27 protein-coding genes are annotated in these 26,368 nt (G+C 67.9%); 12 read left to right on the top strand and 15 right to left on the bottom strand.

What is annotated here, in order from left to right:
• Nucleotides 1-61: 61 nt before the first annotated feature.
• Nucleotides 62-964: a LysR family transcriptional regulator gene (locus tag FSZ13_RS15975; protein ID WP_145481412.1), complete on the bottom strand. Its 903-nt coding sequence runs from the start codon at nt 962-964 to the stop codon at nt 62-64.
• Nucleotides 965-1,061: 97 nt separating this feature from the next.
• On the opposite strand from FSZ13_RS15975, the gene FSZ13_RS15970 reads away from it, so the two are divergent.
• Nucleotides 1,062-1,700 (top strand): NAD(P)-dependent oxidoreductase, encoded by a 639-nt coding sequence (locus FSZ13_RS15970; RefSeq protein ID WP_145481411.1) that lies wholly within the window; start codon nt 1,062-1,064, stop codon nt 1,698-1,700.
• A gap of 153 nt (nt 1,701-1,853) precedes the next feature.
• Here FSZ13_RS15970 and dinB read toward each other — a convergent pair whose 3' ends face one another.
• Complete coding sequence (gene dinB, locus FSZ13_RS15965; RefSeq protein WP_145481410.1) at nt 1,854-2,936, bottom strand: DNA polymerase IV; 1,083 nt, start codon at nt 2,934-2,936, stop codon at nt 1,854-1,856.
• A 242-nt stretch (nt 2,937-3,178) separates the two neighbouring features.
• Here dinB and fabA point away from each other — a divergent pair, with 242 nt between their 5' ends.
• On the top strand, nt 3,179-3,694 hold the full coding sequence (gene fabA, locus FSZ13_RS15960; RefSeq protein ID WP_145481409.1) for a 3-hydroxyacyl-[acyl-carrier-protein] dehydratase FabA: 516 nt from the start codon (nt 3,179-3,181) through the stop codon (nt 3,692-3,694).
• Complete coding sequence (fabB, locus tag FSZ13_RS15955) at nt 3,694-4,902, top strand: beta-ketoacyl-ACP synthase I (RefSeq protein WP_145481408.1); 1,209 nt, start codon at nt 3,694-3,696, stop codon at nt 4,900-4,902. Before fabA ends, fabB begins: the two co-directional genes overlap by 1 nt.
• A 290-nt stretch (nt 4,903-5,192) precedes the next feature.
• Here the strand turns inward: fabB and FSZ13_RS15950 are convergent, their stop codons facing one another.
• From FSZ13_RS15950 to FSZ13_RS15940, 3 genes are read right to left on the bottom strand one after another with little or no spacing between them, the layout of a single operon-like run.
• Nucleotides 5,193-5,873: an HAD family hydrolase gene (locus FSZ13_RS15950; protein ID WP_145481407.1), complete on the bottom strand. Its 681-nt coding sequence runs from the start codon at nt 5,871-5,873 to the stop codon at nt 5,193-5,195.
• The gene (locus FSZ13_RS15945) at nt 5,870-6,589 is read right to left on the bottom strand and encodes a pseudouridine synthase (protein WP_145481406.1); all 720 of its coding nucleotides are present in this window, start codon (nt 6,587-6,589) and stop codon (nt 5,870-5,872) included. Before FSZ13_RS15945 ends, FSZ13_RS15950 begins: the two co-directional genes overlap by 4 nt.
• Nucleotides 6,586-7,704 carry a class I SAM-dependent methyltransferase gene (locus FSZ13_RS15940; protein WP_145481405.1) on the bottom strand — a complete coding sequence of 373 codons (1,119 nt, stop codon included), beginning with the start codon at nt 7,702-7,704 and terminating at the stop codon, nt 6,586-6,588. Before FSZ13_RS15940 ends, FSZ13_RS15945 begins: the two co-directional genes overlap by 4 nt.
• Before the next feature lie 153 nt (nt 7,705-7,857).
• On the opposite strand from FSZ13_RS15940, the gene FSZ13_RS15935 reads away from it, so the two are divergent.
• Nucleotides 7,858-8,121, top strand: a complete 264-nt coding sequence (locus FSZ13_RS15935; RefSeq protein ID WP_145481404.1) for a hypothetical protein — start codon at nt 7,858-7,860, stop codon at nt 8,119-8,121.
• 31 nt (nt 8,122-8,152) lie between these two features.
• On the opposite strand, the gene FSZ13_RS15930 is transcribed toward FSZ13_RS15935, so the two are convergent.
• Nucleotides 8,153-8,443, bottom strand: a complete 291-nt coding sequence (locus tag FSZ13_RS15930) for a DUF3247 family protein (RefSeq protein WP_145481403.1) — start codon at nt 8,441-8,443, stop codon at nt 8,153-8,155.
• A gap of 214 nt (nt 8,444-8,657) precedes the next feature.
• On the bottom strand, nt 8,658-10,658 hold the full coding sequence (locus FSZ13_RS15925) for an ATP-binding protein (protein WP_429000027.1): 2,001 nt from the start codon (nt 10,656-10,658) through the stop codon (nt 8,658-8,660).
• A 217-nt stretch (nt 10,659-10,875) separates the two neighbouring features.
• On the opposite strand from FSZ13_RS15925, the gene FSZ13_RS15920 reads away from it, so the two are divergent.
• Nucleotides 10,876-11,442: a DUF3016 domain-containing protein gene (locus tag FSZ13_RS15920; protein WP_145481402.1), complete on the top strand. Its 567-nt coding sequence runs from the start codon at nt 10,876-10,878 to the stop codon at nt 11,440-11,442.
• Here the strand turns inward: FSZ13_RS15920 and alr are convergent.
• Both alr and FSZ13_RS15910 read right to left on the bottom strand, forming a co-directional pair.
• On the bottom strand, nt 11,429-12,505 hold the full coding sequence (alr, locus tag FSZ13_RS15915) for an alanine racemase (protein ID WP_145481401.1): 1,077 nt from the start codon (nt 12,503-12,505) through the stop codon (nt 11,429-11,431). The genes FSZ13_RS15920 and alr overlap by 14 nt on opposite strands.
• Nucleotides 12,484-13,797 (bottom strand): D-amino acid dehydrogenase, encoded by a 1,314-nt coding sequence (locus FSZ13_RS15910; protein ID WP_145481400.1) that lies wholly within the window; start codon nt 13,795-13,797, stop codon nt 12,484-12,486. The genes alr and FSZ13_RS15910 overlap by 22 nt, the downstream gene beginning before the upstream one ends.
• 148 nt (nt 13,798-13,945) lie before the next feature.
• Here FSZ13_RS15910 and FSZ13_RS15905 point away from each other — a divergent pair, with 148 nt between their 5' ends.
• Nucleotides 13,946-14,425, top strand: coding sequence for an Lrp/AsnC ligand binding domain-containing protein (locus FSZ13_RS15905; protein WP_145481399.1), 480 nt, complete (start codon nt 13,946-13,948; stop codon nt 14,423-14,425).
• 67 nt (nt 14,426-14,492) lie between these two features.
• Here the strand turns inward: FSZ13_RS15905 and FSZ13_RS15900 are convergent, their stop codons facing one another.
• Together FSZ13_RS15900 and FSZ13_RS15895 are read right to left on the bottom strand one after the other, a co-directional pair.
• Nucleotides 14,493-14,645, bottom strand: coding sequence for a lana protein (locus tag FSZ13_RS15900; protein ID WP_145481398.1), 153 nt, complete (start codon nt 14,643-14,645; stop codon nt 14,493-14,495).
• Between the two features lie 216 nt (nt 14,646-14,861).
• Entirely contained in the window at nt 14,862-15,290 is a 429-nt protein-coding gene (locus FSZ13_RS15895) for a classical arabinogalactan protein 4 (RefSeq protein ID WP_145481397.1), read from the bottom strand.
• 130 nt (nt 15,291-15,420) lie between these two features.
• Between FSZ13_RS15895 and msrB the strand changes: the two genes are divergently transcribed.
• From msrB to FSZ13_RS15870, 5 genes are all read left to right on the top strand, one after another.
• On the top strand, nt 15,421-15,888 hold the full coding sequence (gene msrB, locus FSZ13_RS15890) for a peptide-methionine (R)-S-oxide reductase MsrB (protein WP_145481396.1): 468 nt from the start codon (nt 15,421-15,423) through the stop codon (nt 15,886-15,888).
• A 259-nt stretch (nt 15,889-16,147) separates the two neighbouring features.
• Nucleotides 16,148-17,002 (top strand): flagellar motor stator protein MotA, encoded by an 855-nt coding sequence (gene motA / locus FSZ13_RS15885; protein ID WP_145481395.1) that lies wholly within the window; start codon nt 16,148-16,150, stop codon nt 17,000-17,002.
• A gap of 9 nt (nt 17,003-17,011) precedes the next feature.
• The gene (gene motB / locus FSZ13_RS15880) at nt 17,012-17,983 is read left to right on the top strand and encodes a flagellar motor protein MotB (protein WP_145481394.1); all 972 of its coding nucleotides are present in this window, start codon (nt 17,012-17,014) and stop codon (nt 17,981-17,983) included.
• 274 nt (nt 17,984-18,257) lie between these two features.
• On the top strand, nt 18,258-18,764 hold the full coding sequence (locus FSZ13_RS15875; RefSeq protein ID WP_145481393.1) for a hypothetical protein: 507 nt from the start codon (nt 18,258-18,260) through the stop codon (nt 18,762-18,764).
• A gap of 14 nt (nt 18,765-18,778) precedes the next feature.
• On the top strand, nt 18,779-19,075 hold the full coding sequence (locus tag FSZ13_RS15870) for a DUF4031 domain-containing protein (protein ID WP_145481392.1): 297 nt from the start codon (nt 18,779-18,781) through the stop codon (nt 19,073-19,075).
• 88 nt (nt 19,076-19,163) lie between these two features.
• Here FSZ13_RS15870 and FSZ13_RS15865 read toward each other — a convergent pair whose 3' ends face one another.
• Complete coding sequence (locus FSZ13_RS15865; RefSeq protein ID WP_145481391.1) at nt 19,164-19,706, bottom strand: DUF6630 family protein; 543 nt, start codon at nt 19,704-19,706, stop codon at nt 19,164-19,166.
• Between the two features lie 136 nt (nt 19,707-19,842).
• Here FSZ13_RS15865 and FSZ13_RS15860 point away from each other — a divergent pair, with 136 nt between their 5' ends.
• Nucleotides 19,843-20,094, top strand: a complete 252-nt coding sequence (locus tag FSZ13_RS15860; protein ID WP_145481390.1) for a DUF3297 family protein — start codon at nt 19,843-19,845, stop codon at nt 20,092-20,094.
• Nucleotides 20,095-20,390: 296 nt separating this feature from the next.
• On the opposite strand, the gene FSZ13_RS15855 is transcribed toward FSZ13_RS15860, so the two are convergent.
• The 3 genes from FSZ13_RS15855 to FSZ13_RS15845 all read right to left on the bottom strand — a co-directional run bounded on the left by FSZ13_RS15855 (nt 20,391) and on the right by FSZ13_RS15845 (nt 26,238).
• Entirely contained in the window at nt 20,391-22,034 is a 1,644-nt protein-coding gene (locus FSZ13_RS15855) for a Na+/H+ antiporter (protein WP_145481389.1), read from the bottom strand.
• Between the two features lie 68 nt (nt 22,035-22,102).
• Nucleotides 22,103-22,900, bottom strand: a complete 798-nt coding sequence (locus FSZ13_RS15850) for a DODA-type extradiol aromatic ring-opening family dioxygenase (RefSeq protein WP_145481388.1) — start codon at nt 22,898-22,900, stop codon at nt 22,103-22,105.
• A 389-nt stretch (nt 22,901-23,289) separates the two neighbouring features.
• Entirely contained in the window at nt 23,290-26,238 is a 2,949-nt protein-coding gene (locus FSZ13_RS15845; RefSeq protein WP_145481386.1) for a bifunctional diguanylate cyclase/phosphodiesterase, read from the bottom strand.
• Nucleotides 26,239-26,368 lie beyond the last annotated feature (130 nt).

The raw sequence follows: 26,368 nt of genomic DNA, 5'->3' as shown, positions 1-26,368 counted from the left end.
CCGCAGGTAGAGCGTGGCGACACGCCATGCGTGTCCCACGCAATGCCCGGACCGCGACGCGTCAGATCCGCGCCAGGAACTCCTCCCCCGAAAACCGCTCCACAAGGAAATCCAGGAAACTGCGCATCAACGCCGGCAACTGCCGCCGCGACGCATACACCGCGTGGATGCCCATTTCCTCCACCTCATACTCCGCCAACACCGCCACCAGCTCACCCGAATGCAGCAGCGGCGCGATCTGGTACGTCGGCAACATCGCAATACCGGCCCCCGCCCGTACCGCCTCCAGCAGCAACGACGCCTCGTTCGCACTGATGTTTCCCCCCACCGCCACCGAAATCGCGCGCCCATGCCGCTGCAGCTGCCATACGCTCTTGCCCACGTAATGATGGGTAAGACAGTTGTGCCCGGCCAACGCATCGGCACTGGCCGGGGTGCCCCGCTCGGCCAGGTACGACGGCGCCGCGCACAGCACCGACCGGCACGGTGCCAACCATCGCGCGATCAGGCTCGGATCGATCGCGCGCGAAATCCGCACCGCCACATCCACCCGCTCCTCCACCAGGTTCACCACCCGGTCCACCAGCAACAACTCCACCCGCGTCAGCGGGTGCCGCCGCACGAACTCGGCCACCGCCGCCGCCAGGTGCAGCTGCCCGAACGACACACTGGCCGTCACCCGCAGCAGCCCATGCGGCTCCGGGTTGTCGCTGGCCACCTCACCCTGCAGCTCATCGCCAATCGCCAGCATCTGCCGGAAGCGCAGCAGCGCCGCCTCCCCCGGCCCGGTCAGGCTGATCCGCCGCGTGGTCCGGTGCAGCAGCCGCGCCCCCAGCCACGTTTCCACCTCCGCCAGGTATCGCGTCACCATCGCCCGCGACATGTCCAACGCCTCCGCCGCCGCAGTCAGGCTGCCGCGCTCGGCCACCTCCACGAACACATGCATCGCAGTAAGACGGTCCATTTGATCGATCCGCGCAACAAATTAGGCCGTTATACGCGGTTTTTCGTCCGGTTTCAGAGGCATATGCTGGCCTTCCTCCCCCAACGGAACCCGCCCCATGAAGATCGCCCTCGTCGGTGCCACCGGCAACATCGGCCGTGAAATCACCCGCCAGGCCCTGGCCCGCGGCCACCAGGTCACCGCCGTCGTGCGCCGCGAAACCGGCCTTCCCGCCGAACTCGACGGCGCCCAGCTCGCCGTCGCCGCCCTCGACGACACCGACGCCCTCGCCGCCGTGATCGCCGGCCACGACGTACTGGCCAGCGCATTCGGCCCGCGCCCGGGCGATGCCCCGTCCACCGTCACCACCGTCACCGCCGCGCTGGTCAAGGCCGCACGCCAGGCCGGCGTGCCGCGCTTCCTGATGGTGGGCGGCGCGGGCACCCTCGAAGTGGCCCCCGGCGTGCAGCTGGTGGACAGCGAAGGCTTCCCCGATGCCTACAAGCCGGTCGCCCTCGCCGCCCGCGAAGCGTTCAACCTGCTGCAGAACGTGGATGACCTGGACTGGACGTTCTACTCCCCAGCCGCCGAGATCGGCCCGGGGCCGCAGAAGGGTGGTTTCCGTACGCAGGCAAAGCAGTTCCTGGTCGGCGCCGATGGCCACAGCCGGATCAGTTATGCCGATTACGCCGATGCGTTCGTGAGTGAAATCGAGAAGCCGCAGTACGGGCGGACGATTGCGACCGTGGCGTATTGATAACGGGCGGTGATGCGTGGCGTGGGGTAATTTTCATGCCCCACCGCGCGTTGCATTGCCATCGGCGGTCGATCGGGATGCGACCCTACCGATGCAACGTCGCTGTTGCTGGTGTAGTTGCTGTTGAACTTGCAGTCCCCTCATGGAACGCAATCAACCAGAATGGTCACCATCAAACAGCCCCATCTGGCTGACCGGTTCGCGCTCACGGAACCCGCCCAATCCAACACCCACCAGGCGGTAGCGCGTCTCTGACGGCAGGTCCACCCGCGCGCGCAGTGCCAGCGCGATATCGCGCAACTCCTCCAGCGTTTCCGGCGGCGATTCCGGCGTGAAACTGCGCGTGATGATCCGGAACTGCGACGTCTTCAACTTCAGCACCACCGTGTGCCCGATCCGGTCCGTCTTGCGCGTCGCGTTCCACGTCTTGCCCGCCAGCGCCACGATCGCCGGCTCCAGCGCCTCCAGCGGCAGGTCCTCCGCGAACGTGTCCTCCGACGAAATCGACTGCACCGGCTGGTCCGGTTCCACCGGCCGCTCATCGATCCCGCGCGCACGCCGGTACAGGCTTGCCCCGAAACTGCCGAAGCGCCCTTCCAGCTCCTCCAGCCGCAACCCGCGCAGATCGCCCACCGTCACGATGCCAAGCTCCGACAGCTTGCCCTCCATCACCTTGCCCACTCCCGGCACCCGCTTCACCGGCAGCGGCGTCAGGAACTGCTCGATGCGGTGCGGCGGCACCACGAACTGCCCGTCCGGCTTGCGCCAGTCCGACGCGATCTTCGCCAGGAACTTGTTCGGCGCAATCCCCGCCGACGCCGTCAACTGCGTTTCCTCACGGATCTGCGTGCGGATCAGCGTCGCGATCTCCGTCGCCACTGTCATCCCGCCCTTGTGCACCGTCACATCCAGATACGCCTCGTCCAGCGACAACGGCTCCACCAGGTCCGTATGCCGCAGGAAAATTTCCCGCACCTGTCGCGACACCGCCTTGTAACGCACGAAATCCGGCGGCACGAACACCGCATCCGGACACAGCCGCTCCGCCCGCAACGCCGGCATCGCCGAACGGATCCCGAATACCCGCGCCTCGTACGACGCAGCGCACACCACCGAACGCGCCCCCTTCCACGCCACCACCACCGGCAACCCGCGCAGCGACGGATCGTCGCGCTGCTCCACCGACGCGTAGAACGCGTCCATGTCGACGTGGATGATCTTGCGTTGTGCGGACACGGCGGCAGCTCAAGGGGTGTGGCGGCAGGAACAGATGAACAAGATTACAGCCACACGCCTGGGTATGGTCTTTTCATAACAACGACATGCGTTTTTGAAGCTGAAAACACTACGCCGGCGTACGGTTAAAACGTTTGATTGAATGCAAATTACTCTGCACTCTTGGGCACTTTCAACAGCAACAATCCGCCGTGCCCCGCGCCGGCAGCCCCGATGTCCACTTCTCCAGGATTGCGTTTTCCATGACTCGTCTCCACGCGTTCTCGCGCGAACAGCTGCTGGCCAGTGCCCGCGGCGAACTGTTCGGGCCGGGCAGCGGTCGCCTGCCCAACGACCCGATGCTGATGTTCGATCGCATCACCGACATCCGCGATGACGGCGGTCCACACGGCAAAGGCTACGTGCGCGCGGAACTGGATATCCGCCCCGACCTGTGGTTCTTCGGCTGCCATTTCATCGGCGACCCGGTGATGCCCGGTTGCCTGGGCCTGGATGCCATGTGGCAGCTCACCGGCTTCTACCTGACCTGGCTGGGCGCCCCCGGCCGTGGCCGTGCACTGGGCTGCGGTGAAGTGAAGTTCACCGGCCAGGTCCTGCCCGACGCCAAGCGCGTCAGCTACGAAATCGACATCACCCGCGTCATCAACCGCAAGCTGGTCATGGCGCAATCCGACGCCCGCATGCTGGTCGACGGTCGCGAAATCTATACCGCCAAGGACCTCCGCGTAGGTCTGTTCACTTCTACCGAGAACTTCTGATGCGTCGCGTCGTCATTACCGGAATGGGCATCACCTCGTGCCTGGGCAACGATCTGGACACGGTGTCCGCCGCCCTGCGTGAAGGCCGCGCCGGCATCCGCAACCTGCCCGACCACGCCGAAGCCGGCCTGCGCAGCCACGTCGGCGGCAACATCGAACTGGACCTGGACGCGCAGATCGACCGCAAGCTCAAGCGCTTCATGAGCGATGCCTCCGCCTACGCCTACATCGCCATGCGCGACGCCATCGCCGATGCCGGCCTGGACGAAGCCCAGGTGGCCAACCCGCGCACCGGCCTGATCGCCGGCTCCGGCGGTGGTTCCAGCCAGTGGCAGGTGGAATCGGCCGACATCCTGCGCGCGCGTGGCGTACGCAAAGTGGGTCCGTACATGGTGCCGCGCACCATGTGCTCCACCGTGTCGGCGTGCCTGGCCACCGCCTTCCAGATCAAGGGCCTGAGCTATTCGCTGTCTGCCGCCTGCGCCACCTCCGCGCATTGCATCGGCGCCGCCGCCGACCTGATCCGCCACGGCGCACAGGACGTGATGTTCGCCGGCGGCGGTGAAGACCTGCATTGGTCGATGAGCGTGATGTTCGACGCGATGGGCGCGCTGTCCACCCGCTTCAACGACACCCCGGCCACCGCATCGCGCCCGTATGACAAGGACCGCGACGGCTTCGTCATCGCCGGTGGCGGCGGCATGCTGGTGCTGGAAGACTATGACCATGCCGTGGCGCGTGGCGCGCGCATCTACGCCGAGCTGGTCGGCTACGGCGTCACCTCCGACGGTGCCGACATGGTCGCCCCGTCCGGCGAAGGCGCGGTGCGCTGCATGAACATGGCGATGCAGAACCTGAGCGCCCCGATCGACTACCTCAACACCCACGGTACTTCGACCCCGCTGGGCGATGTCACCGAGCTGAAGGCAGTGCGCGAAGTGTTTGGCGAGGCGATTCCGCCGCTGTCTTCGACCAAGGCGCTGTCCGGCCATTCGCTGGGCGCGGCGAGCGTGCACGAAGCGATCTACTGCCTGCTGATGATGCGCGACGGTTTCATTGCCGGTTCGGCCAACATCGGCGAACTGGACCCGGCGGTGGAAGGGTTCCCGATCGTGCGCGAAAGCCAGGACGTGCAGTTGAACACGGTGATGTCCAACAGCTTCGGCTTTGGCGGCACCAATGCCGCGCTGGTGTTCGGGCGGGTGTGATCGCCTGCGATGTGCGTTCAAGAAACCCGGCCACGTGCCGGGTTTTTTGCAGGCACACACGGGGCGCATGCCGGGTAGGGTCGGTTCCCAAACGACCGCCATTGCATTCGCCACGCGCGGCGAACGCATGACGGTTGAACGGAGAGCCGCTTTCGTTTCAGGTCCATGCCCCAAAGAACCCGGCACCGCTATCGGCGGTCGATCGGGATGCGACCCTACCGGCGGGGGTCATGTGTGTGTATCACCGTAGCGCCGTCGGCAGCAGCGGTGCGTGGCGTCGCGTGTCGGAATTACTGCGGCAGCAGCGGCAGCAGCAGTGCGTGGGCGTCGCTGAGCGAATCCACGATGCGGTGGCCGAGCGCGCGCAGGTCGGCATCCGGGTGCACCAGGTCCGGTACCTGGATCGCGGTCATGCCGGCGGCCAGCGCCGCGCGGGTTCCCGCTGGCGAGTCTTCCAGTGCCAGGCAGCGCGCCGGGTCCTTGCCCAGCCTGCTCGCCGCAAGCAGGTAGATGTCCGGCGCCGGCTTCGGGTTGGCCACGTCGCTGCTGGTGACCACGTGGTCGAAGTAGCCCAGCAACCCCGCCGCCGCCAGCTTGCGCGATGCGCGCGGCTCGCGGGTGGAGGTCGCCACCGCACGCGGAATGGCGTGGCGCTGCAGCAGCTGCAGCAGCGCCACGATGCCCGGTCGCAGCGGCAGCCCCTGCTGGGTGCGTGCCTCATACAGGTCGTGGCAGCGCGCATACAGCGCGGCCACCTGCGCCGCGTCGATGTGGCGCAGCAGCCGCTGTTCGCAGTCGCGGTCGCCCAGACCGACCATGCCCAGCCAGAAGTCATCGGCGAACGGCAGCTGCAGTTCCTGCGCGGCCTGCGACCAGCACGCGATGGAGACCCGCTCGCTGTCGATCATCAGGCCATCCATGTCGAAGATGACCGCCTCGGGCAGGAACGGCAGCGCGGCAATGGCGGTCATGGCGCGTCGGTCAGGTGCCCGGTGAACAGCGTGTCCAGGTCGCCCGCATCGAGCATGCGCCATTCCCCTTCCGGCAGGTCGCCCAGCGACAGCCCACCGATGCGGCTGCGGTGCAGCGCCTGCACGTGGTTGCCCACCGCAGCGAACATGCGCCGGGCCTGGTGGTAGCGGCCTTCGTGCAGCACCAGTTCGGCTTCGCGCGGCGAACGCACGTGCAGCTCCGCTGGCAGCAGCGGCTTGTCGTCGGATTCCAGCATCAACCCGCCGCTGGCGAAACGCGCGGCTTCATCGCCCACCAGGTCCTGCGCCAGGGTGACCTGGTAGGCCTTGTCCAGCCGCGACTTGGGCGACACGATCCGGTGCAGCAACGCGCCGTCGTCGGTCATCAGCAGCAGCCCGCTGGTATCGCGGTCCAGCCGGCCCACCGACGACAGCAGTGGCGACCGCTCGCGGAAGCGCGGCGGCAGCAGGTCGTAGATCAGCCGGCCCTTGTCCTTGGTCGAACAGGTGTAATCGCGCGGCTTGTGCAGCATCAGGGTCAGCCCCTGCGGCGGGTCCAGCGGCTCGCCCTCGACCCGGATCGCCTCGTGCGCCACCACGTCATCGGCGTACAGCACCTCGCCGTCGGCATCGGTGACCAGGCCCTCGCGGAACATCAGCTGCACCTGCTTGCGGCTGCCATAGCCCAGGTTCGCCAGCAGCTTCACCAGCTTCATGCGCGGCCTCCGCGGCCCCACGTCGGCTCGGTGCTGCGCGGCGGCCGCGCCGGGGTGGCACTGCGGCTGGCCTTGGTCGCCTCGATCAGCTTGAAGCCATCGCGCTCGGCCGCCACGCGGACCTCGCCGAAGCTTTCATTGAGGATCTGCTCGTACGGCAGGTGACGGTTGGCCACCAACCACATCCGCCCGCCCGGGCGCAGCGCCTGCGCGGCCACGGCAATGAAGCGCTGGCCGATATCGGGTCGGTCGGCGCGGGCCGGGGTGTGGAACGGCGGGTTGGTCACGATGAAGTCGTAGCGGCCTTCGATGCCGGCGGTGACGTCCTGCCAGTGGAAGCCCAGCCGCGCCGGGGACCCCAGCGCCTCCAGGTTCACCCGCGCCAGCGCCAGCGCGCGCCCTTCGGCCTCGAACAGGTCCAGCCCGGTCACCTGCGGGCAGCGCTGCAGGACTTCGCTGGACAGGTAGCCGAAGCCGGCGCCCAGGTCGGCGCCATGGCCGGCCAGGTCGGCCGGCAACTGCTCCACCAGCAGCGCCGAGGCCGGGTCGATCCGGTCCCAGGCGAAGATGCCGGGGCGGCTCTGGAAACGCCCGCCCAGGATCGGGCGCGGCGCATCCAGCGCCGCCCAACGCTGGGCCAGCGCGGCGTCGTGTTGGCCGTTCAGGGGCGCGGTCCAGTACACCCGGCAGTGGTTCTTGGTCATCTTGCCGCCCAGCCCGGCCAGCTGCTGCAGGTCGCCTTCGCCGGAACGCGCGCCTTCATTGTTGTGCTGGCAGGCCACCACGATGCCGCCCGGGGCGGCCAGGGCCAGCGCGCGGGCGAACAGCGCGCGGGCTTCTTCACGCTGGCGCGGCGGCAGCACCAGCACCAGCGCGTAACGGGCGGGATCCTCGGCCAGCTGATGCTCATCGCGCACGGTCCAGCCACTGCCCTCCAGCGCGTCGGCGAACGGGCGGAAGCTCTGCTCGCAGACCAGCTGGCCGGGCTGCGCGCGTTCACGCAGCGGCCAGCCGTCGCGGGCACGCAGGAACAGGACCGGCCCGGCCGGCCAGGTCAGCGCGCCGCCGAACGGCAGCAACAGGGTTTCCAGGGGGGCGTCGTGCTGGGCAGCCATGCGGGGGCACATCTTGAAAAAGAGAGCGCCATTCTACCGTTTCGCCTGTCCGGCCTCGTTCCTGACGCGATTTGCGTTTATTCAACGCTGCCTTGATGCCATCGCAACATGCACTGGGTCAGGGTGAAGGCTCATTCGCAACGGAGGTAGCTCATGCGCGTATTGTTCGTCGGTGGCGTGGTCGATAACAGCGAAATGGACCTGGAAACCGCACAGCCGCCTGTGCACTACCCCGAAGATACCGGCGGCGGGCACTCCCGCTACCGACTGCATCAGGTCGGCCGGCAGACCGATGGCAGCGTGGCCTACGCCGTGTACGGGGCGCCGGACATAACCGATGAGGAAGTCGCGCGGGTCGCCGAAGAGCGCGCCTATGCCCGCCGCTTCGAGGCGGAACCACAGCTGTTCGAGCATTGAGAAGGGGTGCCGGGTCAAGCCCGGCACACTTTCATTCCACCGGAGGCAGCGAACGCACTGCGCGGATCTGGTCCAGCCACAGCACATGCTGCTGGTCGGGCGACGCCAGGTCGTCCAGGCGCAGCTGGCCGTTGCTGCCTTCGTTCTCGTCCGCATCGCGGTACTGCTGCACGGTCGGCTGCACCGCCACCGTGCCGTGCAGCACGCTGCCGTCGTCCAGGGTGATCTCGACCTGGGTCTGGCCCTTCAGCTGTGGCAGGAGCGCTTCAAGCGCGGCGATATCGGCCTGGTCGGTAAGGATGGTAGGGGCGTAACGCGACATATGGGTTCCTTTCGGGTTGCGTGACAGCCACGCAGGGCGTGGCTCTACGGGTCTTTTTCCGGCACCCCGGGGTGGTCGGCCCCCGCGCGTTTTCCGGCACCCCGGGGTGGTCGGCCGCCGCGCGTTTTCCGGCACCCCGGGGTGATCGGCCCCTGCGCGTAGTGCCACGCCCTGCGTGGCAACCAGGCAATGCCGCACCGAGCGGGCCCTACCGCTATCGCTTGCCAGCCAGCACCGTGCGCACCGCCGATACCAGCTGGGCCACCGAATACGGCTTGGCCACGTGCTCCTGGAAGCCGGACGCCAGCGCGCGCTTGCGGTCGTCGGCACGGGCCAGCGCGGTCACCGCCACCACCGGCAGCGCGTTCGCGTCCAGCTTGAAGTCGTTGCGCAGGGTGCTGACCAGGCCGTAGCCGTCCATGCCCGGCATGCCGATGTCGGTCAGCAGGACATCCACGTGTTCATGCCCACCGTCGTCCAGTACGGCCAGCGCTTCGGCGGCCGACGCCGCGGCGGTGACCTGCGCGCCCTGCTCCTCCAGCAGGCGGCGCAGGTATTCCAGCACTTCGGGTTGGTCCTCCACCGCCAGCAGGCGCAGGCCCTTCAACGGGTACGGTTCGATCAGCTGTTCATGGATCGGGCCACTGAACACCTCGCGCAGCGGCCGGCCATCGGCCTGCGGCTGGTAACGCGGCAGCTGCACGGTGAATTCCGCGCCGCAGCCATGCCCTTCGCTGTTGGCGGTGACCGTGCCGCCGTGCAGTTCCACCAGCTGCTGCACGATCGCCAGGCCCAGGCCCAGGCCGCCGTGGCGACGGGTGGTGGTGCCATCGGCCTGGCGGAACCGGCTGAACAGATGGCGCAGGAATTCAGGGGCGATGCCGTCGCCGGTGTCGACCACGCTGACCGACCAGTGCGCGCCGTCGGTGGACAGGGTCACGGTGACCGAGCCGGCCGCCGGGGTGAATTTGATTGCGTTGCTGAGCAGATTCCACAGCACCTGCTGCAGGCGGGTGGCGTCACCCAGGACCAGCGCCGGCTCGTCGGGCACCACCAGCTGCATGTCCAGCGCCTTGCCTTCGGCCACCAGCTCCTGGGCGCGCATGGCTTCGGTGAGCTGCGCGCGCAGGTCCAGCACTTCCACTTCCAGCTGCACCTTGCCCAACAGCATGCTGCTCAGGTCCAGCATGTCGGAGATCAGGCGCTTCTGCGCCATCGCACTGTTGGCGATCACGCCCAGGCCCTTGAACAGCGGACTGGTGTCGTCCACCCGCTGCAGCAGCAGTTCGCTCCAGCCCAGGATGGTGGTCAGCGGCGTGCGCAGTTCGTGCGACAGCGTGGCCAGGAATTCGTCCTTCAACCGCGCCATGCTTTCAGCAGCGTTGCGCGCGGCGCGCTCGGACTGCAGCAGCTCCTCGCGCGCCATTTCGATCTCGCGCCGCTCTGTCACGTCGGTGCTGCTGCCGGCCAGGCCGATGAACCGCCCCGCGCGCGAGAAGCGCGGCTGTGCGTTCATTTCCAGCCAGCGCCACTGGCCGTCGGCACGCAGGCCGCGCACCAGTACCTGCATGGAGCGCTGCGCCTTCAATGCCGCCTGCAGCTCGTACTCGAACACCGAGACATCGTCCGGCTGCACCAGGCCGCGCCAGACATCCTCCGGCACGCGCTGTTCGTCGCCACCGAAGAATTCGCTGAAGGCACTGTTGACGAAGCGGGCATGGCCCAGCTCGTCCAGCACCCACACCGGCATCGGCAGGCCGTCGGCCAGCGCACTGAAGCGCGCCTCGCTTTCGGCCAGCTCCACTTCGATCTGCTTGCGGTTGGTGATGTCGAAGAACAGCACCGCCACGCGGCGATCATGCGCCTCGCCCACCCGCATCGCTTCCACCGCATACCAGCGCCCCAGCGCACGCGCTTCCAGCTCGAACTGCTGCGAGCGGCCGCTCAGGGCGATCTCGCCGTAGACCCGGTACCACTCGCTTTCGTGGTTGGGCTGCAGCTCACTCATCAAGCGCCCGGAGGCATTGTTCAGGCCGGTGTTGCGTTCGAAGGCCTCGTTCACTTCCAGGAAACGGTAATCCACGCCCACGCCGTTTTCGATCGTCACTTCGATGATGCAGAAGCCCGCGCTGAGGCCTTCCAGCACCGCACGGTGCAGCGAAGGATCGGGCGCTGGAGCCACATGGGGCGCGCGGTTCGGGGTCGATGCGGTCAGGCTGGACAAGGAGGTCAAAGGAAGCAACTGAAGGCGCAGAAGGAGACAGCATCTTCCAGAGCGCGTATTCGCAGCGTCAAGCACCGGCCCGGATTTGACGTAAGTGAACTACTGCCCCCATCCGGGCAGGCGCCAGGTTGCCGGTAATTGTTCCTGCAGGTGATCGGGGTCACACTGCGAAGCATCGTCCCTGCACATCCCTGACCGAGGTCCTGCCATGAACCGCAATCCCTTGCTGGCTGGTGCTTTGAGCTGCCTGATGCTGATCGTGGGCTGCGCCTCCGCCGGCCCCCGTACCGTCACCGCGCCGGATGCGCCGCGCGCGTTGAGCGTCGAAGGCCCGGTCCAGGTCAGCTGGACCGACCCGGCGCAGTTCACTGAAATCCGCAGCAGCCCCAACCGCTTCGAGGCCCAGAGCGGCAACTGGGTGTTCCAGCTGGCCAGCCACCTGCGCTCCAGCGCCAGCAAGCGCCTGGCCCCGGGCCAGACCCTGGAGGTGCAGATCACCGACATCAAGCGCGCCGGCGACTTCGAGCCCCAGAACGGGCCGCGCGGCAACGACATCCGGATCATGCGCAACATCTACCCGCCGCGGATGACCCTCACCTTCACCCTGCGCGACGCCCAGGGCGGCGTGCTGCAGCAGGGCGAGGAGAAGCTGGTCGACATGGGCTACCTGACCAACTCCGGCCTGCTCAGCAACAACGACCCGCTGCGCTACGAGAAGTACATGCTGGACAACTGGCTGCGGCGCCTGCTGCCGTCTCCGTCTAGCCGCCGCTGACTACCCGTGCCACGCGCTTGACCGCGCACGGCAGCTGGTAGGCGCTGACCCGGCACAGCGGGGCCAGCACGTCCAGGCGCGGCGCATCGCCCCACAGGGTGACCGTGCTGCCGACCCCGGCCTGCGGCAGGTCGGTCAGGTCCACGGTCAGCATGTCCATCGAGACCCGGCCGATCAGGTGCCCGGGCTGGCCATCGATCTGCACCGGGGTACCGTTCGGGGCGAACTGCGGGTAGCCGTCGGCATAGCCCAGCGCCACCACGCCGACCCGGGTCGGCCGCTCGGCCACGAACCGGGCGCCATAGCCGACCGGTTCGCCGACGCCGATCTCGCGGGTGGCGAAGATCTTCGATTGCATGGTCATCACCGGGCGCAGGCGCTCGGTGGCGGCGGTGTGCGCGGCCAGCGGATTGGCGCCGTACAGCATCAGCCCCGGGCGCACCCAGTCGCTGCGCACGTCCGGCCAGCCCAGCAGGGCCGGCGAATTGCACAGGCTGGTTTCGCCGGCCAGGCCCTCGATGGTGGCCGCGAACAGATCGGCCTGTTCGCGTGTCCGCGGGCTGTCCAGTTCGTCGGCGCGCGCCATGTGGCTCATCAGCACCATCGGCGCCACCTGCGGCAGCGCAGACAGGCGCGCGTGCGCGGCGCGGAAGTCGGCCGGCGACAGCCCCAGCCGGTGCATGCCGCTGTCCAGCTTGAGCCAGATCTGCAGCGTGGCGTCGGTCTGGAACGCTTCCACCGCGTCCACCTGCCACGGTGCGGCCACCGCGAACCACAGCCGGTGCTGCACGATCAGCGGCAGCTCGTTGGCGTCGAAGAAGCCTTCCAGCAGCAGGATCGGCCCGGCGATGCCGGCCGCGCGCAGTTCCAGCGCTTCCTCGATGCAGGCCACGCCGAAGGCGTCCGCTTCGCCGTCCAGCGCGCGCGCGCAGGCCACCGCGCCGTGGCCATAGGCGTCGGCCTTTACCGCGGCCAGGGTCTTGCGACCGCCGCCCAGTTCACGGGCCAGGCGGAAGTTGGAGCGCAACGCGTCCAGGTCGATCAACGCGCGGGCTGGACGCATGCTTTGGGTTCACTGTGGTGGACGGAGGCGGCGTGGTGGCCGCCATAACGGAAGATATCCAGGCCCTCGGTGCTGATCTGCGGCTGGCGCGCGCTCATCAGGTCGGCGAGGTAGCGGCCCGAGCCGCAGGCCATGGTCCAGCCCAGGGTGCCGTGGCCGGTATTGAGGAACAGGTTGCGGTACGGGGTGGCACCGATGACGGGCGTGCCGTCCGGGGTGGCCGGGCGCAGCCCGGTCCAGAATTCGGCACGGCCGAGGTCGCCGCCGTGCGGGTAGAGGTCGCCCACCACCTTTTCCAGGGTGGCGCGGCGGCGCGGCGACAGCGACAGGTCGAACCCGCCCACTTCGGCCATGCCGCCGACGCGGATGCGGTCGTCGAAGCGGGTCACCGCCACCTTGTAGCTTTCGTCCAGGATGGTCGAGGTCGGCGCCATCGCCGCGTCGGTGATCGGCAGGGTCAGCGAATAGCCCTTCAGCGGATACACCGGCAGGTGCATGCCCAGCGGCGCCACCAGCGACGGCGAATAGCTGCCCAGCGCGACCACGTAGCGGTCGGCGGTTTCCACCTTGCCGTCGATGCGCACGCCGGTGATGCGGTCGCCATCGGTTTCCAGCCCGGCGATGTCCTGGTCGAAGCGGAATTCCACCCCGGCATCCATGGCCATCTGCGCCAGGCGGCGGGTGAACAGCTGGCAATCGCCGGTCTGGTCGCGCGGCAGCCACAGCGCGCCCACCAGCTTGTCGGCCACGCCGGCCAGGGCTGGTTCGTGGGCGATGATGCCGGCGCGGTCCAGCACTTCGTACGGCACGCCGTGCTGGGCCAGCACCTCGATGTCCTGCGCCGACGCGTCCAGCTGCTGCTGGGTGCGGAACAGCTGGGTGGTGCCCAGGTCGCGGCCTTCGAACTCGATCCCGGTCTGCGCGCGCAGCTCGTTGAGGCAGTCGCGGCTGTACTCGGACATGCGCACCATGCGCGCCTTGTTGATCGCGTAGCGCTCGTGGGTGCAGTTGCGCAGCATCTGCGCCAGCCAGCGGTACTGGTCCAGGTCCAGGCCCGGGCGGATCGCCAGCGGCGCGTGTTCGGAGAACAGCCATTTCACCGCTTTCAGCGGTACGCCCGGGGCGGCCCACGGCGAGGTATAGCCGAACGACAGCTGGCCGGCATTGGCGAAGCTGGTTTCCAGCGCCGGGCCGGGCTGGCGGTCGACCACGGTGACTTCAAAGCCGGCCTGCCGCAGGTACCAGGCACTGGTGGTGCCGATGACCCCGCTGCCAAGGATGAGAACGCGCATGAGACCTCTCCAACCCGATCATTCCCTGCACTGGAGCGTGCCGGGACCATAATTGGGCAAGTATATTCCGGCCAAACCACGCATTTTTGCTGTTTTTGGCGGTAAAGGCAGGGTATTGTCGCGCCAACACCCCCGAGAGGCTGACGCCATGGCCGCGCGACCCCGCGAGCTGGACAAGATCGACCGCAAGATCCTGCGCATCCTGCAGGACGAGGGGCGCATTTCCTTCACCGAACTGGGCGAGCGGGTGGGGCTGTCCACTACCCCGTGCACCGAGCGGGTGCGGCGGCTGGAACGCGACGGCGCGATCACCGGCTACTACGCCCGGCTCGACCCGCAGTACCTCAAGGCCAGCCTGCTGGTATTCGTGGAAATCAGCCTGGCCTACAAATCCGGGGACATCTTCGAGGAGTTCCGCCGCGCCGCGCTGAAACTGCCGAACGTGCTGGAGTGCCACCTGGTATCCGGTGATTTCGATTACCTGCTCAAGGCGCGCATCAGCGAAATGGCGTCCTACCGGAAACTGCTGGGCAGCACGCTGCTGACCCTGCCGCACGTGCGCGAATCCAAGAGCTACATCGTGATGGAAGAGGTCAAGGAGACATTGACCTTGCCGATCCCGGATTGATCACGCCGCACAGCAAAAGGCGGCGCGCATCGCGCACCGCCTTCGAAGCTACTTCATGCAATGACCGTCAGCGCTGCTGCTTCTGGTCCTGGTGACGCTGACCCTGCTGCTTGTTGCCCTGGTCCTGGTTCTGCTGCTGGTTCTGCTGACCTTTCTGGTTCTGGCCCTGTTGATTCTGCTGATTCTGCTGCTTGCCAGGGTTGTTCTGCTGATTGGCCATGGTTGCACTCTTCTCATTCAGATCTACGGGATGCGTCGCTGGCGTGCTCGAATCAAGCGGCTTTCGCTTGCCGGGGCGTCCTGTGCGGCGCAGGTCCAGAATGTTCGAAACGGGGTTAATCAGGGGCGAAAAAGCGGTGAGCGGCGTCGTGACGGCGATGACTCGGCGCTGAAAGTTGCCGACGATTCATGTTCCAGTGCTTCTTCCAAAAGTGGATCAGGGTTTGATTCGCTGGCCGTCCCCGCTCGGAACCGCGTCGTAGTAGCGGCCCGTGCGCGTATCCAGCACGCGGTTGGGCCCCACCTGCTTCATGCCGGGCACGATCCGCCCGTTGCGGTCGTAGACCTTGGGCGGCGCCGTGGTCGCGGGCGGAGTGAACGGCTGCACCTGCGCCGGGCCCTGGCTCTGGATCGGGTGGGTGCGCAGTTGCTGCCCGGTCTGCGCCGGTGTCTTCACCGGTTCCATCCGCCCGGACAGGCTGTCGGCCGGTGCCGGTCGCACCGGCGTGGGCAGCGGCGCCTGGGTGGGCGCGGCGTTGGTGGCAGGACGGGTGTCGGTGGGTTTGCGCGGGGCGGCGATCTGCGCGGCGGCGACCAGCGGCATCACCGCCAGCAGCGATACGGCAAGCCAGGACAGGCGATTCATGGCAGGCAGGCTCAGCGAGGGGGACAGGCATTCACCCTGCACCCGGGCGCGTGTCAGCACCATGAACGCCCGGCGCTTGCCTGCGCCTTCCCCGCCCCCATTTCCACAGCACCCCTCTTGAGGACTGCCCATGACCGCTTTCGATCTCTCCCCGCCCAGCGACGCCCAGCGCCAGGCGCTGGTTGCCGGGCTCAGCGCGGACGAGCAGCGCGTGCTGCTGCACCACGGCACCGAAGCCCCGTTCTGCGGCGTTTTCCTGGACAACAAGCAGGACGGCGTCTACGGCTGCCGCCTGTGCGGCCTGCCGCTGTTCCGCTCCAGCACCAAGTTCGACTCCGGCACCGGCTGGCCGAGCTTCTTCGCCCCGTTCGACCCGGCCCACGTGCGTGAAATCCGTGACGTCAGTCATGGCATGGTGCGAACCGAGATCGTGTGTGCCCGCTGTGACAGCCACCTCGGCCATGTGTTCCCGGACGGCCCGCCGCCCACCCATGAGCGGCACTGCCTGAACTCGGTCTCGCTCTCGTTCACCCCCAACGGGACGCCCTATCCGGACCCGTTGCAGCGCGGTGGCGCCGAGGCCCAGCCCGCGGCTTGAGCGTCCCGGCGCGCGCCCATCCACGGTGGGCACCTGCCGCGCCGCCGGTACGCCGGGTCCACCGGGCCGGGGGGCGCAACCTGCACGTCGGGCCCACCGGACCGGGTGCCACCCGCATGTCGGGCCCACCGAACCCGGTAGGTACCCACCGTTGGTGGGTACGAAACACCGACCAAAAGTGTGACGTCCAACCAACCCCACCCTTCAGAACCCGAGCGTGAGGCCGACATGAAGGTATCCCCTTCCCCGCGTCTGCCCCATGCTCATCATTGTCGGTTTCCTCATCGTCATCCTCAGCGTGCTCGGCGGCTACGTGGGCGCGCACGGCAAGCTGGGCGCCCTGTGGCAGCCCTATGAGCTGGTCATCATCGGCGGCGCCGCGCTGGGCGCGTTCCTGGTCGGCACCCCGATGAAGACCGTCAAGCAGACCCTGTCTTCGAGCATCAGCGTGTTCAAGGGCCCGCGCTACAAGCAGCAGGACTACCTGGACGTGCTGAGCCTGCTCTACGAGCTGCTCAACAAAGCCCGCCGCGAGGGCTTCATGGCGCTGGAAGACCATGTCGAGCGCCCGGCCGACAGCGCGATCTTCGCCAACTATCCCAAGGTGCAGGCCGACCACCACCTGGTGGACTTCATGACCGACTGCCTGCGCCTGATGATCGGCAGCAACATCGAGCCGCACGAACTCGAGCCGCTGCTGGAAATGGAGCTGGAAAAGCACCACGCCGAAGCGATGCAGCCCGCCGCCGCCCTCAACAAGGTCTCCGACGGCCTGCCCGGGTTCGGCATCGTGGCCGCGGTGCTGGGCATCGTGATCACCATGGGCTCCATCGGCGGTGCCATCGAAGAGGTCGGCGCGCACGTGGCCGGCGCGCTGGTGGGTACCTTCCTGGGCATCCTGCTGGCCTACGGCTTCGTCAGCCCGCTGGCCGCCGCGGTGGAAGCACGTGCCGAGCAGGACAGCCGCATCTATGAGTCGGTGAAGACCGCCCTGCTGGCCTGCCTGCGCGGCTACAACCCCAAGATCGCGCTGGAATTCGCGCGCAAGACCCTGCCCTCGAACGTGCGCCCGGGCTTCAGCGAGTTCGAAGCCCACCTCAAGACGGTCAAGTAAGGCACCGCCATGGCCGAGAACAAACCCACCGTCATCGTCCGCCGGGTCAAGAAGGCCGGACATGGCGCGCACCACGGCGGCGCCTGGAAGGTGGCCTACGCCGACTTCGTGACCGCGATGATGGCGTTCTTCCTGGTGCTGTGGCTGATGGCGGCCACCACCAAGCCCGAACGCGCCGCCATTTCCGAGTACTTCCGCAACCCCAGCCCGCTCACCGGGCAGAACTCCACGCCGGCCCCGGGCATGGCCGGCCCGGGGGGCGCCAGCACCTCGATGATCAAGCTCGGCGGCGCCACCGACGTCTCGCGCGGCAACAGCAACGACCCGTTCCAGAACCAGCAGGCCGAACGCCCGGTGCCGCAGCAGGACGAGCGCGAGCGGGAAAAGAAGCAGCTGGAAGTGCTCAAGCAGGAGCTGGAAGAGGCGATCAGCAAGAGCCAGGCGCTGGAACCGTTCAAGGACCAGCTGCTGCTAGACCTGACCCCGGAAGGCCTGCGCATCCAGATCGTGGACAAGCAGAACCGGCCGATGTTCGACATGGGCAGCGCGGCGCTGAAGGACTACACCCGCGACATCCTTCGCGAGCTGTCGCAGTTCATCAACCACGTGCCGAACCGGATCAGCATCACCGGCCACACAGACACCACCGCCTACAACGCCCACCACGGCTACAGCAACTGGGAGCTCAGCGCCGACCGCGCCAACGCGGCCCGGCGTGCGCTGCTGGACGGCGGCATGGCCGACGACAAGGTCACCCGCGTGGTCGGCCTGTCGTCCTCGGTGCTGTTCGACAAGACCCAGCCGGACAATCCGATCAACCGCCGAATCAGCATCGTGGTGATGACCAAGGCCGCCGAAGCGGCGGCGTTGGCCGGGTCCGGGCAGGAAGTGGCGCTGTCGCCGACGGTGCCGGACGCGGACGTGCAGGCGGCCCAGGGCGCAGCGGCACCGGCACCGGTCGCAGCCCCCGCCTCGCCCTGAGGCGGTTTGAGGGTAACGACCAACGGTCGTTACCTACCGGGGTTTGGTGCGTGGCCGCGATCCGCGCTTGGGCGTCTGGACGCCTGGGCGCTTGGGCGCCGGGGCGCCGGTAGGGTCGCGCCCCAGCCGACTGCCGATATCCCTGCAACATGCGATGTCGGCATCGGAATCAGCGTAAATCACGCCTTCACCGCTCGCACGATCCGCCCGCCCCAGCATCCCCGCGCGTCCCCCACTACAATGGCGGTCTTTCCCGTACCCATAGACCGATTCCATGTCCAAGCAGTCCAAAGCCAAGCGCGACAAGCGCAAGAAGCTCCAGCCCAAGCGCCCGATCAACCGCCTCAACGCCCAGCAGCCGGTCCAGAACCACGCCGTGCTGACCAACGAGGAAGGCCAGGTGGTCGCCGCGATCGGCCTGCAGGGCACCGAATGGCTGCTGGCCATCGGCGGCCAGACCATGGGCAACGCCGACAACCCGGTGCCGATGCTGGCCATGCTCAAGCACCTCTCCAATGTCCAGGAAAAGGAAGGCCGCAAGGTCAGCCTGGAATACTCGACCCAGCTGCAGCAGCTGATCGACGACCTGGCCGCCGACGAAGGCAAGACCGCCGACGAGTACCTGTCGCAGCTGGTCTCCGAGTTCGAAGGCGTGGAAGGCGAAGAAGGCGATGACGCCGACGCCGCTGGCGAAGACGCGCCGGCCGCGGACCAGGCTGCCGAACCGGCCGCCGACGCCGACGCCACCCCGGCGGCCAGCGACGACAAGCCGCAGGCCTGAGCCACGGCGACCCGGTGACGGTCTATATCGACGATGCGGTACATCCCTGGCGCGGCGAGCGCTGGGCGCATCTGATGGCCGACACCCTGCCCGAGCTGCACGCCATGGCGGCGCAGCTCGGGATCCCGCGGCGCGCGTTCCAGAACCGCCGCAGCGGCGCGCATTACGACGTGCCGGCACCCATGCGACTGAAGGCGATCGCGTTGGGCGCGCAGCCCATTTCAAGACACACCGATCGCACGCTGGTGAAAGCCGTAATAGCGAACGCAAGGTCGCAATACCAGCCGCCCGACGGTAGAGCCGACTGTTAGTCGGCTGCCCGAAGCCCCTGCACCATGTTCCGCGCGAAGAGCTGCCGACTGACAGTCGGCACTACCGGGGCATTGCCGTGCCTCTTTGTCAGAACGGATCCGCGCCCGGCCGCACTTCCACGCCCAGCAGCGAACACAGCGCCAGCATCGCATCGTCATCGCGGCTGAGCGCCATCCACCCTGCGAGGCCGCCGTTGCCGGTGTCCACGCTCCACAGCGAATAGTTGTGCTCGCGCAGGCGGTCATACGCGGTGGCCATCAACAGCGGCGCATCCACCTGGGCGGCGAAATCCTCATCGTCCAGGTCGCCACCCCAGTCCAGCTGCAGGTTCCAGCGTGCCGCCAGCTCGTTCACCGCCGACATCAGCGAATCGGCATCGTCGCGCTCCACCTCGAACCCGGACTGCCAGGCAATCGCGGTCATCAACGGTGCCAGCCACTCCGCCTCCTCGTCGATCTCCTCGCCGCTCTCGAGCAGCGCCTCGCGCCAGCGGTTGAACTGCTGCAGGGCCAGTTCCTCGTCGTTCGGGTTGATCAGCACGAACAGGTTCCAGATCCGGGCCTCGAAGTCGTCTTCCTCGAAGTCGCGCTCTTCTTCTTCGAAGTCGAAATAATCGCTGTTGTCGGGCATGGCCGGTATTCCTGGAGACAGGCAGGCATTCTGCCGTGGCCGGGCGTTGGCAGGAAGCGAAATTCGGCCACGGCGGCCGCACGGTTTATCCTGTGCGCCTGAAGACGGCCGTGGTGGCCGTCAGCACCTGATGACCATGAGCGATACCCCTCCCGATCACCTGGCGATCAACCCGGCCAGCCCGTTCCACGATGCCGCTGCGCTGGAACGCGGCGTGGGCATCCGCTTCAACGATGTCGAACGCGACAACGTCGAGGAATATTCGGTCAGCGAAGGCTGGATCCGCGTGCAGGCCGGCAAGGCCCGCGACCGTCGCGGCAACCCGATGACCATCAAGGTCAAGGGCACCGTGGTGGCGTACTACCTGGACCAGAAGCCGGCGGAGTAACCGGTCAACCGACCGACGGTCGGCTGCTGCCCGGCGCTGGCCGGGCATGTGTACCTGCGACCCCGCGCCTTGACGCCGCTGGCACCGACGCCGCGTGGCGGTGGGGTTGGTTCCCGAACAACCGCCGATGCAGGTGATCTGCACGGTGACGCATGACCGTTGGCGGAGACGCCTTCTTCGCTTGAGGTCCATGCGTCACCGTGCCGATGGGCGTTATCGGCGGTCGTTTGGGAACCGACCCTACCGGGCCCGGCAATGATCGGGTTTGGATGTCCGAGCGGCGAACATTCCCCACCTCAATCGCGTTGCCGGGTTTCCAGCAGGTCCAGGTTGCGGATCAACTTCCGCGAGATCTCATCGGAAATGCGTCCACGCCGGGTCAGCCGGAACAGTTCTTCGCGCTCGGCGGTCAAGCCAGCGCTGCGCAGCTGGCGATAGCCCTGCTCCATCCGCGCCACCTTGCCGGGATCGGCATCCGGGCCCTGCTCTTTTTCCAGGTTGCGCTGGTACAACAGGCTGACCCGTGCCGCGGCGTCGTTGTACAGCTGCACGTTTTCCGTGCTCTGGTGCTCCACCAGCTCCTGGCGCTTGCGCTCCACCCCGGCCAGTGCGGCCTTGGACGCCATGCGCCGCGCCAGGTCTTCTTCCTTGCGCTCGCCCGAATCGGCCGGCAGCTCCAGGCCCTTGAGCAGGCGCGGCAACGCCACGCTGGCGCCGACCAGCGACACCAGGATCACCGCCGCGGCCAGGAAGATCACCAGGTCGCGCGCCGGGAACGCACTGCCATCGGGCAGGAACAGCGGCAGGGTCAGCACGCCGGCCAGGGTGATCGCACCGCGCACGCCCGCCAGCGAGGTCGCCACCACGATCCGCCACGACGTGCCCTGGCGCTCCTCGCCACGGTGGCGTGCACGCAGCAGGCTCCAGCGCAGCGACAGCCACACCCAGCCCAGGCGCAGCAGCACCAGGGCCAGGTTGATCACCAGCACGTACACCAGCAGCCACCACGCATTGTGGTGGCCGCTTTCGCCCATGGTGGCGATGGCGCGCTCGACGATGCCGGGCAGCTGCTCGCCCAGCAGCACGAACATGATGCCGTTGAAGGAGAACTGCAGCATGTTCCACACCGCCGTACGCTGCACGCGCATGCTGCCCGAGACCCGGCCGGTGAGCTCCACGTAACTCATGGTGATGCCAGCGGCGACCGCCGCCAGGATGCCCGACGCGTTGGCCTCTTCGGCCAGCAGGTAGGCGGCGAACGGAATCAGCAGGTTGACCAGCAGCGCCGCACCGGGCTCTTCGCCGAAGCGCCGCCACAGCCAGCGCTGGAAGGTGGACACGCCCAGGGTGACCGCCACGCCGATCACCAGGCCGGCCAAGGCCACCCACAGGAAGGTCAGCGACGCGTCGGCCAGCGAGAACGTGCCGGTCATCACCGCCGCCACCGCAAAGCGGAAGCAGACCAGGCCGGAGGCATCGTTCAACAGCGATTCGCCTTCCAGGATGTGCAGCAGGCGCTTGGGAATCGGCGCGCGCGCGGCGATGGAACTCACCGCCACCGGGTCGGTCGGTGAAATGATCGCGGCCAGCGCGAAGGCCACCGCCAGCGGCATCACCGGAATCATCCAGTGGATCAGGAAGCCGGCGCCGATCACCGTGATCACCACCAGCCCGAACGCCAGTTCCAGGATCACGCCCTTGTCGCGGAACAGGCCCTGCTTGGGAATGCGCCAGCCATCCAGGAACAGCAGCGGCGGCAGGAACAGCAGGAAGAACATCTCCGGTTCCAGCGCGTGGCCGCGGTTGAACACCCCCGCAATCACCGCTCCCAGCCCGATCTGCACCAGGGGCAGCGGCAGCGACAGCGGCAGGACGCGGACCAGGTAGCCGCTGGCGACTACCGCCACCAGCATCGCCAGGACGACTTCAATCGTATGCATGCGTTTTCCAGAAAGCCTGGAAAAAAACTACCACACCGATCCCGAACCGCGAACGACGGAGAGGGTGCTCAAGCGCGTGCGTCGCCGTCGAAGCGGTAGATGTCCATCGCCAGCATGCCCGCGTCGATGCCGGCATCGATGCGCTGCGCGCCCAGCAGCTCGCCGCCGGCCGCGCCGAGCGCGAAATGCAGCGGCTGGAAGTGCTCGTCGGTGGGGTGCGCGCGTTCGGCGAACGGCGCCTGCCGGCGGTAATCCAGCAGCGCGGCACTGTCGTTGGCCTGCAGGCGCTGTTCCACCCATTCGATGAAGGGCCGCACATACGGCGCTTCGCCACCGCGCTGGTACTGGCCGACGTCGTGCAGGTTGTGGGTGATGCTGCCGGAGCCGACCAGCAGCACGCCCTGCTCGCGCAGCGGCGCCAGTGCGCGGCCCAGCGCGAACTGGTGTGCCGGGCCCTGCAGCGGCTGCAGTGCCAGCGGCACCACCGGGATGTCGGCCTGCGGGTAGAGCAGGCGCAGCGGCACCCAGGCGCCGTGGTCGAGCCCACGCGCCGGATCCAGCGCCGCCGGCAACCCGGCGTCGGCCAGCCGCTGCGCGACCTCGGCCGCCAGGGCCGGGTCGCCCGGCGCCGGGTACTGCATCTCGAACAGCGCCTGCGGGAAACCGCCGAAATCGTGGATGGTGGGCGGCTGCGGGTGTGCGCCCACCGCCGGCTGCCGGGTCAGCCAGTGCGCCGACGCCATCACGATCGCGCGCGGGCGCGGCAGTTGCGCGCCCAGCTCGGCCAGGCGCGCCCCGACCAGACCCGGCTGCAGCGCGGTCATCGGCGAACCGTGGGAGATATACAGCGAGGGCAGACGGGTCATGGGGGCTCCAGCAGGCGAATGCATCGAGAAAGGTGCTGATGCAGCTTATTGCCTTCACTGGTGATGATAAATGCCAAAATCAGCGCGCATTGTTCCACTGATGTCGGGCCTGACGCTGGCGCCGGATGGTGGCCCCTGATCGTGGTGCCAGATCGTGGTGCCTGATGGCGGCACCTTTTGGCGGCACCTCTTGGTGGCACCTCTTGGTGGCACCTCTTGGTGGCACCTCTTGGTGGCACCTCATGGTGGCACCTCATGGTGGCATCTACTGGTAGCGCCGACTGTTAGTCGGCTGCTCTTCGCCGCAGCACATGGCTGCCCGCAGCCCTGCGCCTGGTGATGCCGCCGACTAACAGTCGGCGCTACCTTTCGGCATTCCGGCCGCCGTTCTACGCGGCGGCGGTTTCCAGTCGTTCTATCACTTCGGCCAGCGGTGCCGGCCGGCCCAGCAGGTAGCCCTGCACCTGGTCGCAGCCGTGCGCGGCCAGCCATTCGTGCTGGCCCGGCGTCTCCACGCCCTCCGCAATCACGGTCAGGCCCATGCTGTGGCCCAGCGACAGCAGCGCGCGGCAGATCGAGGCGTTGCGCGGGTTGATTTCCACGTCCGCGACGAAGCTGCGGTCGATCTTCAGGATGTCCAGCGGCAGGTGCTGCAGGTAGGACATGTTCGAATAGCCGGTGCCGAAGTCGTCCAGCGAAATGTGGATGCCCTGCTCGTGCAACCGCTGCATGGTCTGCTTGGCCTGGCCCGGCTTGCGCATCAGGCTGCTCTCGGTCAGCTCCACGTGCAGCGCCCCGCGCGCCAGCCCGAATTCCTGGCTCGCACGCTGGAACTCGGCGACCAGGTCGCTGTTGAAGAACTGCACCGCCGACACGTTCACCGCAATCGGCAGGTCCCAGCCGGCGTCCACCAGTTGCCGCTGCGCGCGCGCCGCTTCGCGGATCACCCAGCGGCCCAGCGCCAGGATCAGGCCGGTGTCCTCGCACAACTGGATGAACTCGCCCGGCGGAATGAAACTGCCGTCAGCCTGCGGCCAGCGCAGCAGCGCTTCCAGCGCCGCCGGAGTGCCATCGCTGGCGTGGCAGATCGGCTGGAAATACAAGGCGAATTCGGCGTCGATCGCGCTGTGGATGCGTCCGGCCAGGCGCAGCCGGTCGGCCAGCCGCGCGCTCACCGCGCTGTCGAACCACGCGATCACGCTGCCTTCGTCGCGCGCGGCGTGCGCCGCCTGCGCGGCCATGCCGATCACCTGTTCGGCGCTGACCACGTCGCCGTCGAACTTCACCGCCACGCCGATGCGCGGCTCGAACTGGTGCAGCCAGTCCTGCCCACGCACCGGTTCGGAGACGGTCTGCACCAGCGTGTCCAGCGCGCTCTGGCGCTCATGGTCATCGCGGATCGCGAAGATGAAATCCTCGGCCGGCTGGAAGGCCAGCAGCCCGTAGCGCACGCCCAGTCCGCCCAGGCGCTTGGCCATGGCCTGCAGCACCACCTCGCCGACCTCGCGGCCCAGCGTATCGGCCACCAGCTGCAGGCCGCGGAACTGCACGTAGGCGATGGTGTAGCTGCCGCCCTCCTCGTCCAGCTGCGCGGCCAGCGCGCGCGTGTTGAGCAGGCCGGTGGCCGGGTTGTGGGTCGCGTGGTAGGCCAGGTCGCGCTCGTAGGCCATGCGGTCGCTGATGTCCTCGGCCAGCACCAGGCAGGCCTCGCGCCCGTCGAAATCCAGCCGCGCCAGGTGCGCACGCACCTCGAACACAGTGCCGTCCTTGCGCCGGTGCAGGCGCACTTTGGCGTCCTGCAGGTCGCCGCTGGTGGCATTGGCGATCGCCCCGCGGATCTCCTCCCAGCCTTCGCGCGGGCGGATGTCGAGGATGCTCATCGCCAGGAATTCGTCGCGGCTGTACCCGTACTGGCGCACCGCCGCCTCGTTCACTTCAAGGAAGCGCAGGGTGTCCGGGTCGAATACCCAGAACGGCGCCGGGTTGCGGTCGAACAACAGGCGGAACTGGCGCTCGGCCTGCTGCGCCCGCGCCAGCGCCTGGACCCGTTCGCTGACGTCGGTGAGTGCACCGATCATGCGCCGTTCCTGGTCGATGCCACCGACCTGCTGGCCGCGCGCCGACACCCAGTGGGTGGTGCCGCCCGGCAGCACGATGCGGAACATTTCATCCAGCACGCCGTTGCCGGCGAACGCCTGGTGGAAGGCGTCCCGCAGGCGCTGCGCGTCGTCCTGGTGCACGCGGTCGAAGAACTCGGCCACCGGCAGCGAATCCAGCGGAATGCCGAAGATCTCGCGGGCCAGCGGCGACCAGCGCAGCACCGCGGCATCCTCGTCCACCGTCCAGGTGCAGATCTTGCCGACCTGGTGGGCCATGCGCAGCTCGGCATGGCCGGTGCGCAGCTCCGCGCTCATCGCATCCTGGCGGCGGGTGGCACGGCGCAGGCTGCTGTAGACCAGCGCGAACGCGCCCCAGTACAGCAGGTAAAGGCCCAGCGAGGCCTGCACGTACGGCCACCACGGCGCCAGCACGTCCTGCCGGGCCAGCCCGGCGTATACCGCCAGCGGGTACTCGGCCAGGGTGGTCAGGGTGGAAATGCGCTCCACCTGGTCGATCGGGCTGTTTTCGATGCCCAGCGGGGTGACCGAATCGCGCCCGACCAGGTCGCGGCGCTGCAGTTTGTAGCGCTTGCCGGTGAGCCCTTCGTTGTCCGGGCTGCGCGCCAGCACATGGCCGGCGCCATCGCTGATCGAGATCACACCGTGGTAGCCGATATCCAGGCCGCTGATCACCGACTGCAGTTCGCTGGCATGCAGCCGGCTCAGCAGCCAGCGGTCGTCGCCCATGCGCAGCGCCAGCGGCACCACCCAGCGCCGCATGCCCAGGTCCTGCGGCGGCCCCAGATACAGCTGGCTGGCCGCACCGCGGTGGTTTTCCACGATCCAAAGCGGAAGCGTCAGATCGCCGCCGCCGCTGGTCAGGGCGCGGCCGAACTGGTCCACCACCACGATGCTTTCCAGCTCGGCATGGCGCTGCAGCACGCCGTCGATGGCCTCGTCCAGCAGGTCCGGCGCCTGCGCCGGTACCCGTTCGAACAGCTGCGCGCCGTCGGCGGCGATGCCGCGCATGGCCCGCTCCAGGTTGCGCAGTTCCAGCCGCAGCAGCCGCTGCGAGCTGGTGGCCAACGCCGAGCTCTGGCGCTGGGCGGCCTCGTGTCGTCGCTGGTAGTCATTGGCCAGCATCATCACCAGGCCCGCGCCCAGCAGCAGGCCCATGCTGACGCCCAGCCAGACGATCGTGCGCAGCGGCCGCGCCATCGGTTGGCTCAGCGCGGGCATCGCGGACCTCTACCTCGGTGACGGCCTGACTTCATGTAAACGCTTCCTGGTTTCCCCAAACCTGAGCGGCCGACGTCGCACTTTCTTGACGTCTCCAAAGCCCGTTCCCCACGGGCCAAGCCTTTGCCCG

Source organism: Stenotrophomonas rhizophila, assembly GCF_007667275.1.
Lineage (GTDB): Bacteria > Pseudomonadota > Gammaproteobacteria > Xanthomonadales > Xanthomonadaceae > Stenotrophomonas > Stenotrophomonas maltophilia_AE.
This window is presented reverse-complemented; position numbering and strand designations above follow the sequence as displayed.

What these genes read in the sequence shown, in the direction of transcription:
- FSZ13_RS15975 (WP_145481412.1), bottom strand. Translation starts at nt 964, where the DNA reads ATGGACCGTCTTACTGCGATGCATGTGTTCGTGGAGGTGGCCGAGCGC.
- FSZ13_RS15970 (WP_145481411.1), top strand. Translation starts at nt 1,062, where the DNA reads ATGAAGATCGCCCTCGTCGGTGCCACCGGCAACATCGGCCGTGAAATC.
- fabA (WP_145481409.1), top strand. Translation starts at nt 3,179, where the DNA reads ATGACTCGTCTCCACGCGTTCTCGCGCGAACAGCTGCTGGCCAGTGCC.
- fabB (WP_145481408.1), top strand. Translation starts at nt 3,694, where the DNA reads ATGCGTCGCGTCGTCATTACCGGAATGGGCATCACCTCGTGCCTGGGC.
- FSZ13_RS15950 (WP_145481407.1), bottom strand. Translation starts at nt 5,873, where the DNA reads ATGACCGCCATTGCCGCGCTGCCGTTCCTGCCCGAGGCGGTCATCTTC.
- FSZ13_RS15945 (WP_145481406.1), bottom strand. Translation starts at nt 6,589, where the DNA reads ATGAAGCTGGTGAAGCTGCTGGCGAACCTGGGCTATGGCAGCCGCAAG.
- FSZ13_RS15940 (WP_145481405.1), bottom strand. Translation starts at nt 7,704, where the DNA reads ATGGCTGCCCAGCACGACGCCCCCCTGGAAACCCTGTTGCTGCCGTTC.
- FSZ13_RS15935 (WP_145481404.1), top strand. Translation starts at nt 7,858, where the DNA reads ATGCGCGTATTGTTCGTCGGTGGCGTGGTCGATAACAGCGAAATGGAC.
- FSZ13_RS15930 (WP_145481403.1), bottom strand. Translation starts at nt 8,443, where the DNA reads ATGTCGCGTTACGCCCCTACCATCCTTACCGACCAGGCCGATATCGCC.
- FSZ13_RS15920 (WP_145481402.1), top strand. Translation starts at nt 10,876, where the DNA reads ATGAACCGCAATCCCTTGCTGGCTGGTGCTTTGAGCTGCCTGATGCTG.
- alr (WP_145481401.1), bottom strand. Translation starts at nt 12,505, where the DNA reads ATGCGTCCAGCCCGCGCGTTGATCGACCTGGACGCGTTGCGCTCCAAC.
- FSZ13_RS15910 (WP_145481400.1), bottom strand. Translation starts at nt 13,797, where the DNA reads ATGCGCGTTCTCATCCTTGGCAGCGGGGTCATCGGCACCACCAGTGCC.
- FSZ13_RS15905 (WP_145481399.1), top strand. Translation starts at nt 13,946, where the DNA reads ATGGCCGCGCGACCCCGCGAGCTGGACAAGATCGACCGCAAGATCCTG.
- FSZ13_RS15900 (WP_145481398.1), bottom strand. Translation starts at nt 14,645, where the DNA reads ATGGCCAATCAGCAGAACAACCCTGGCAAGCAGCAGAATCAGCAGAAT.
- FSZ13_RS15895 (WP_145481397.1), bottom strand. Translation starts at nt 15,290, where the DNA reads ATGAATCGCCTGTCCTGGCTTGCCGTATCGCTGCTGGCGGTGATGCCG.
- msrB (WP_145481396.1), top strand. Translation starts at nt 15,421, where the DNA reads ATGACCGCTTTCGATCTCTCCCCGCCCAGCGACGCCCAGCGCCAGGCG.
- motA (WP_145481395.1), top strand. Translation starts at nt 16,148, where the DNA reads ATGCTCATCATTGTCGGTTTCCTCATCGTCATCCTCAGCGTGCTCGGC.
- motB (WP_145481394.1), top strand. Translation starts at nt 17,012, where the DNA reads ATGGCCGAGAACAAACCCACCGTCATCGTCCGCCGGGTCAAGAAGGCC.
- FSZ13_RS15875 (WP_145481393.1), top strand. Translation starts at nt 18,258, where the DNA reads ATGTCCAAGCAGTCCAAAGCCAAGCGCGACAAGCGCAAGAAGCTCCAG.
- FSZ13_RS15865 (WP_145481391.1), bottom strand. Translation starts at nt 19,706, where the DNA reads ATGCCCGACAACAGCGATTATTTCGACTTCGAAGAAGAAGAGCGCGAC.
- FSZ13_RS15860 (WP_145481390.1), top strand. Translation starts at nt 19,843, where the DNA reads ATGAGCGATACCCCTCCCGATCACCTGGCGATCAACCCGGCCAGCCCG.
- FSZ13_RS15855 (WP_145481389.1), bottom strand. Translation starts at nt 22,034, where the DNA reads ATGCATACGATTGAAGTCGTCCTGGCGATGCTGGTGGCGGTAGTCGCC.
- FSZ13_RS15850 (WP_145481388.1), bottom strand. Translation starts at nt 22,900, where the DNA reads ATGACCCGTCTGCCCTCGCTGTATATCTCCCACGGTTCGCCGATGACC.
- FSZ13_RS15845 (WP_145481386.1), bottom strand. Translation starts at nt 26,238, where the DNA reads ATGCCCGCGCTGAGCCAACCGATGGCGCGGCCGCTGCGCACGATCGTC.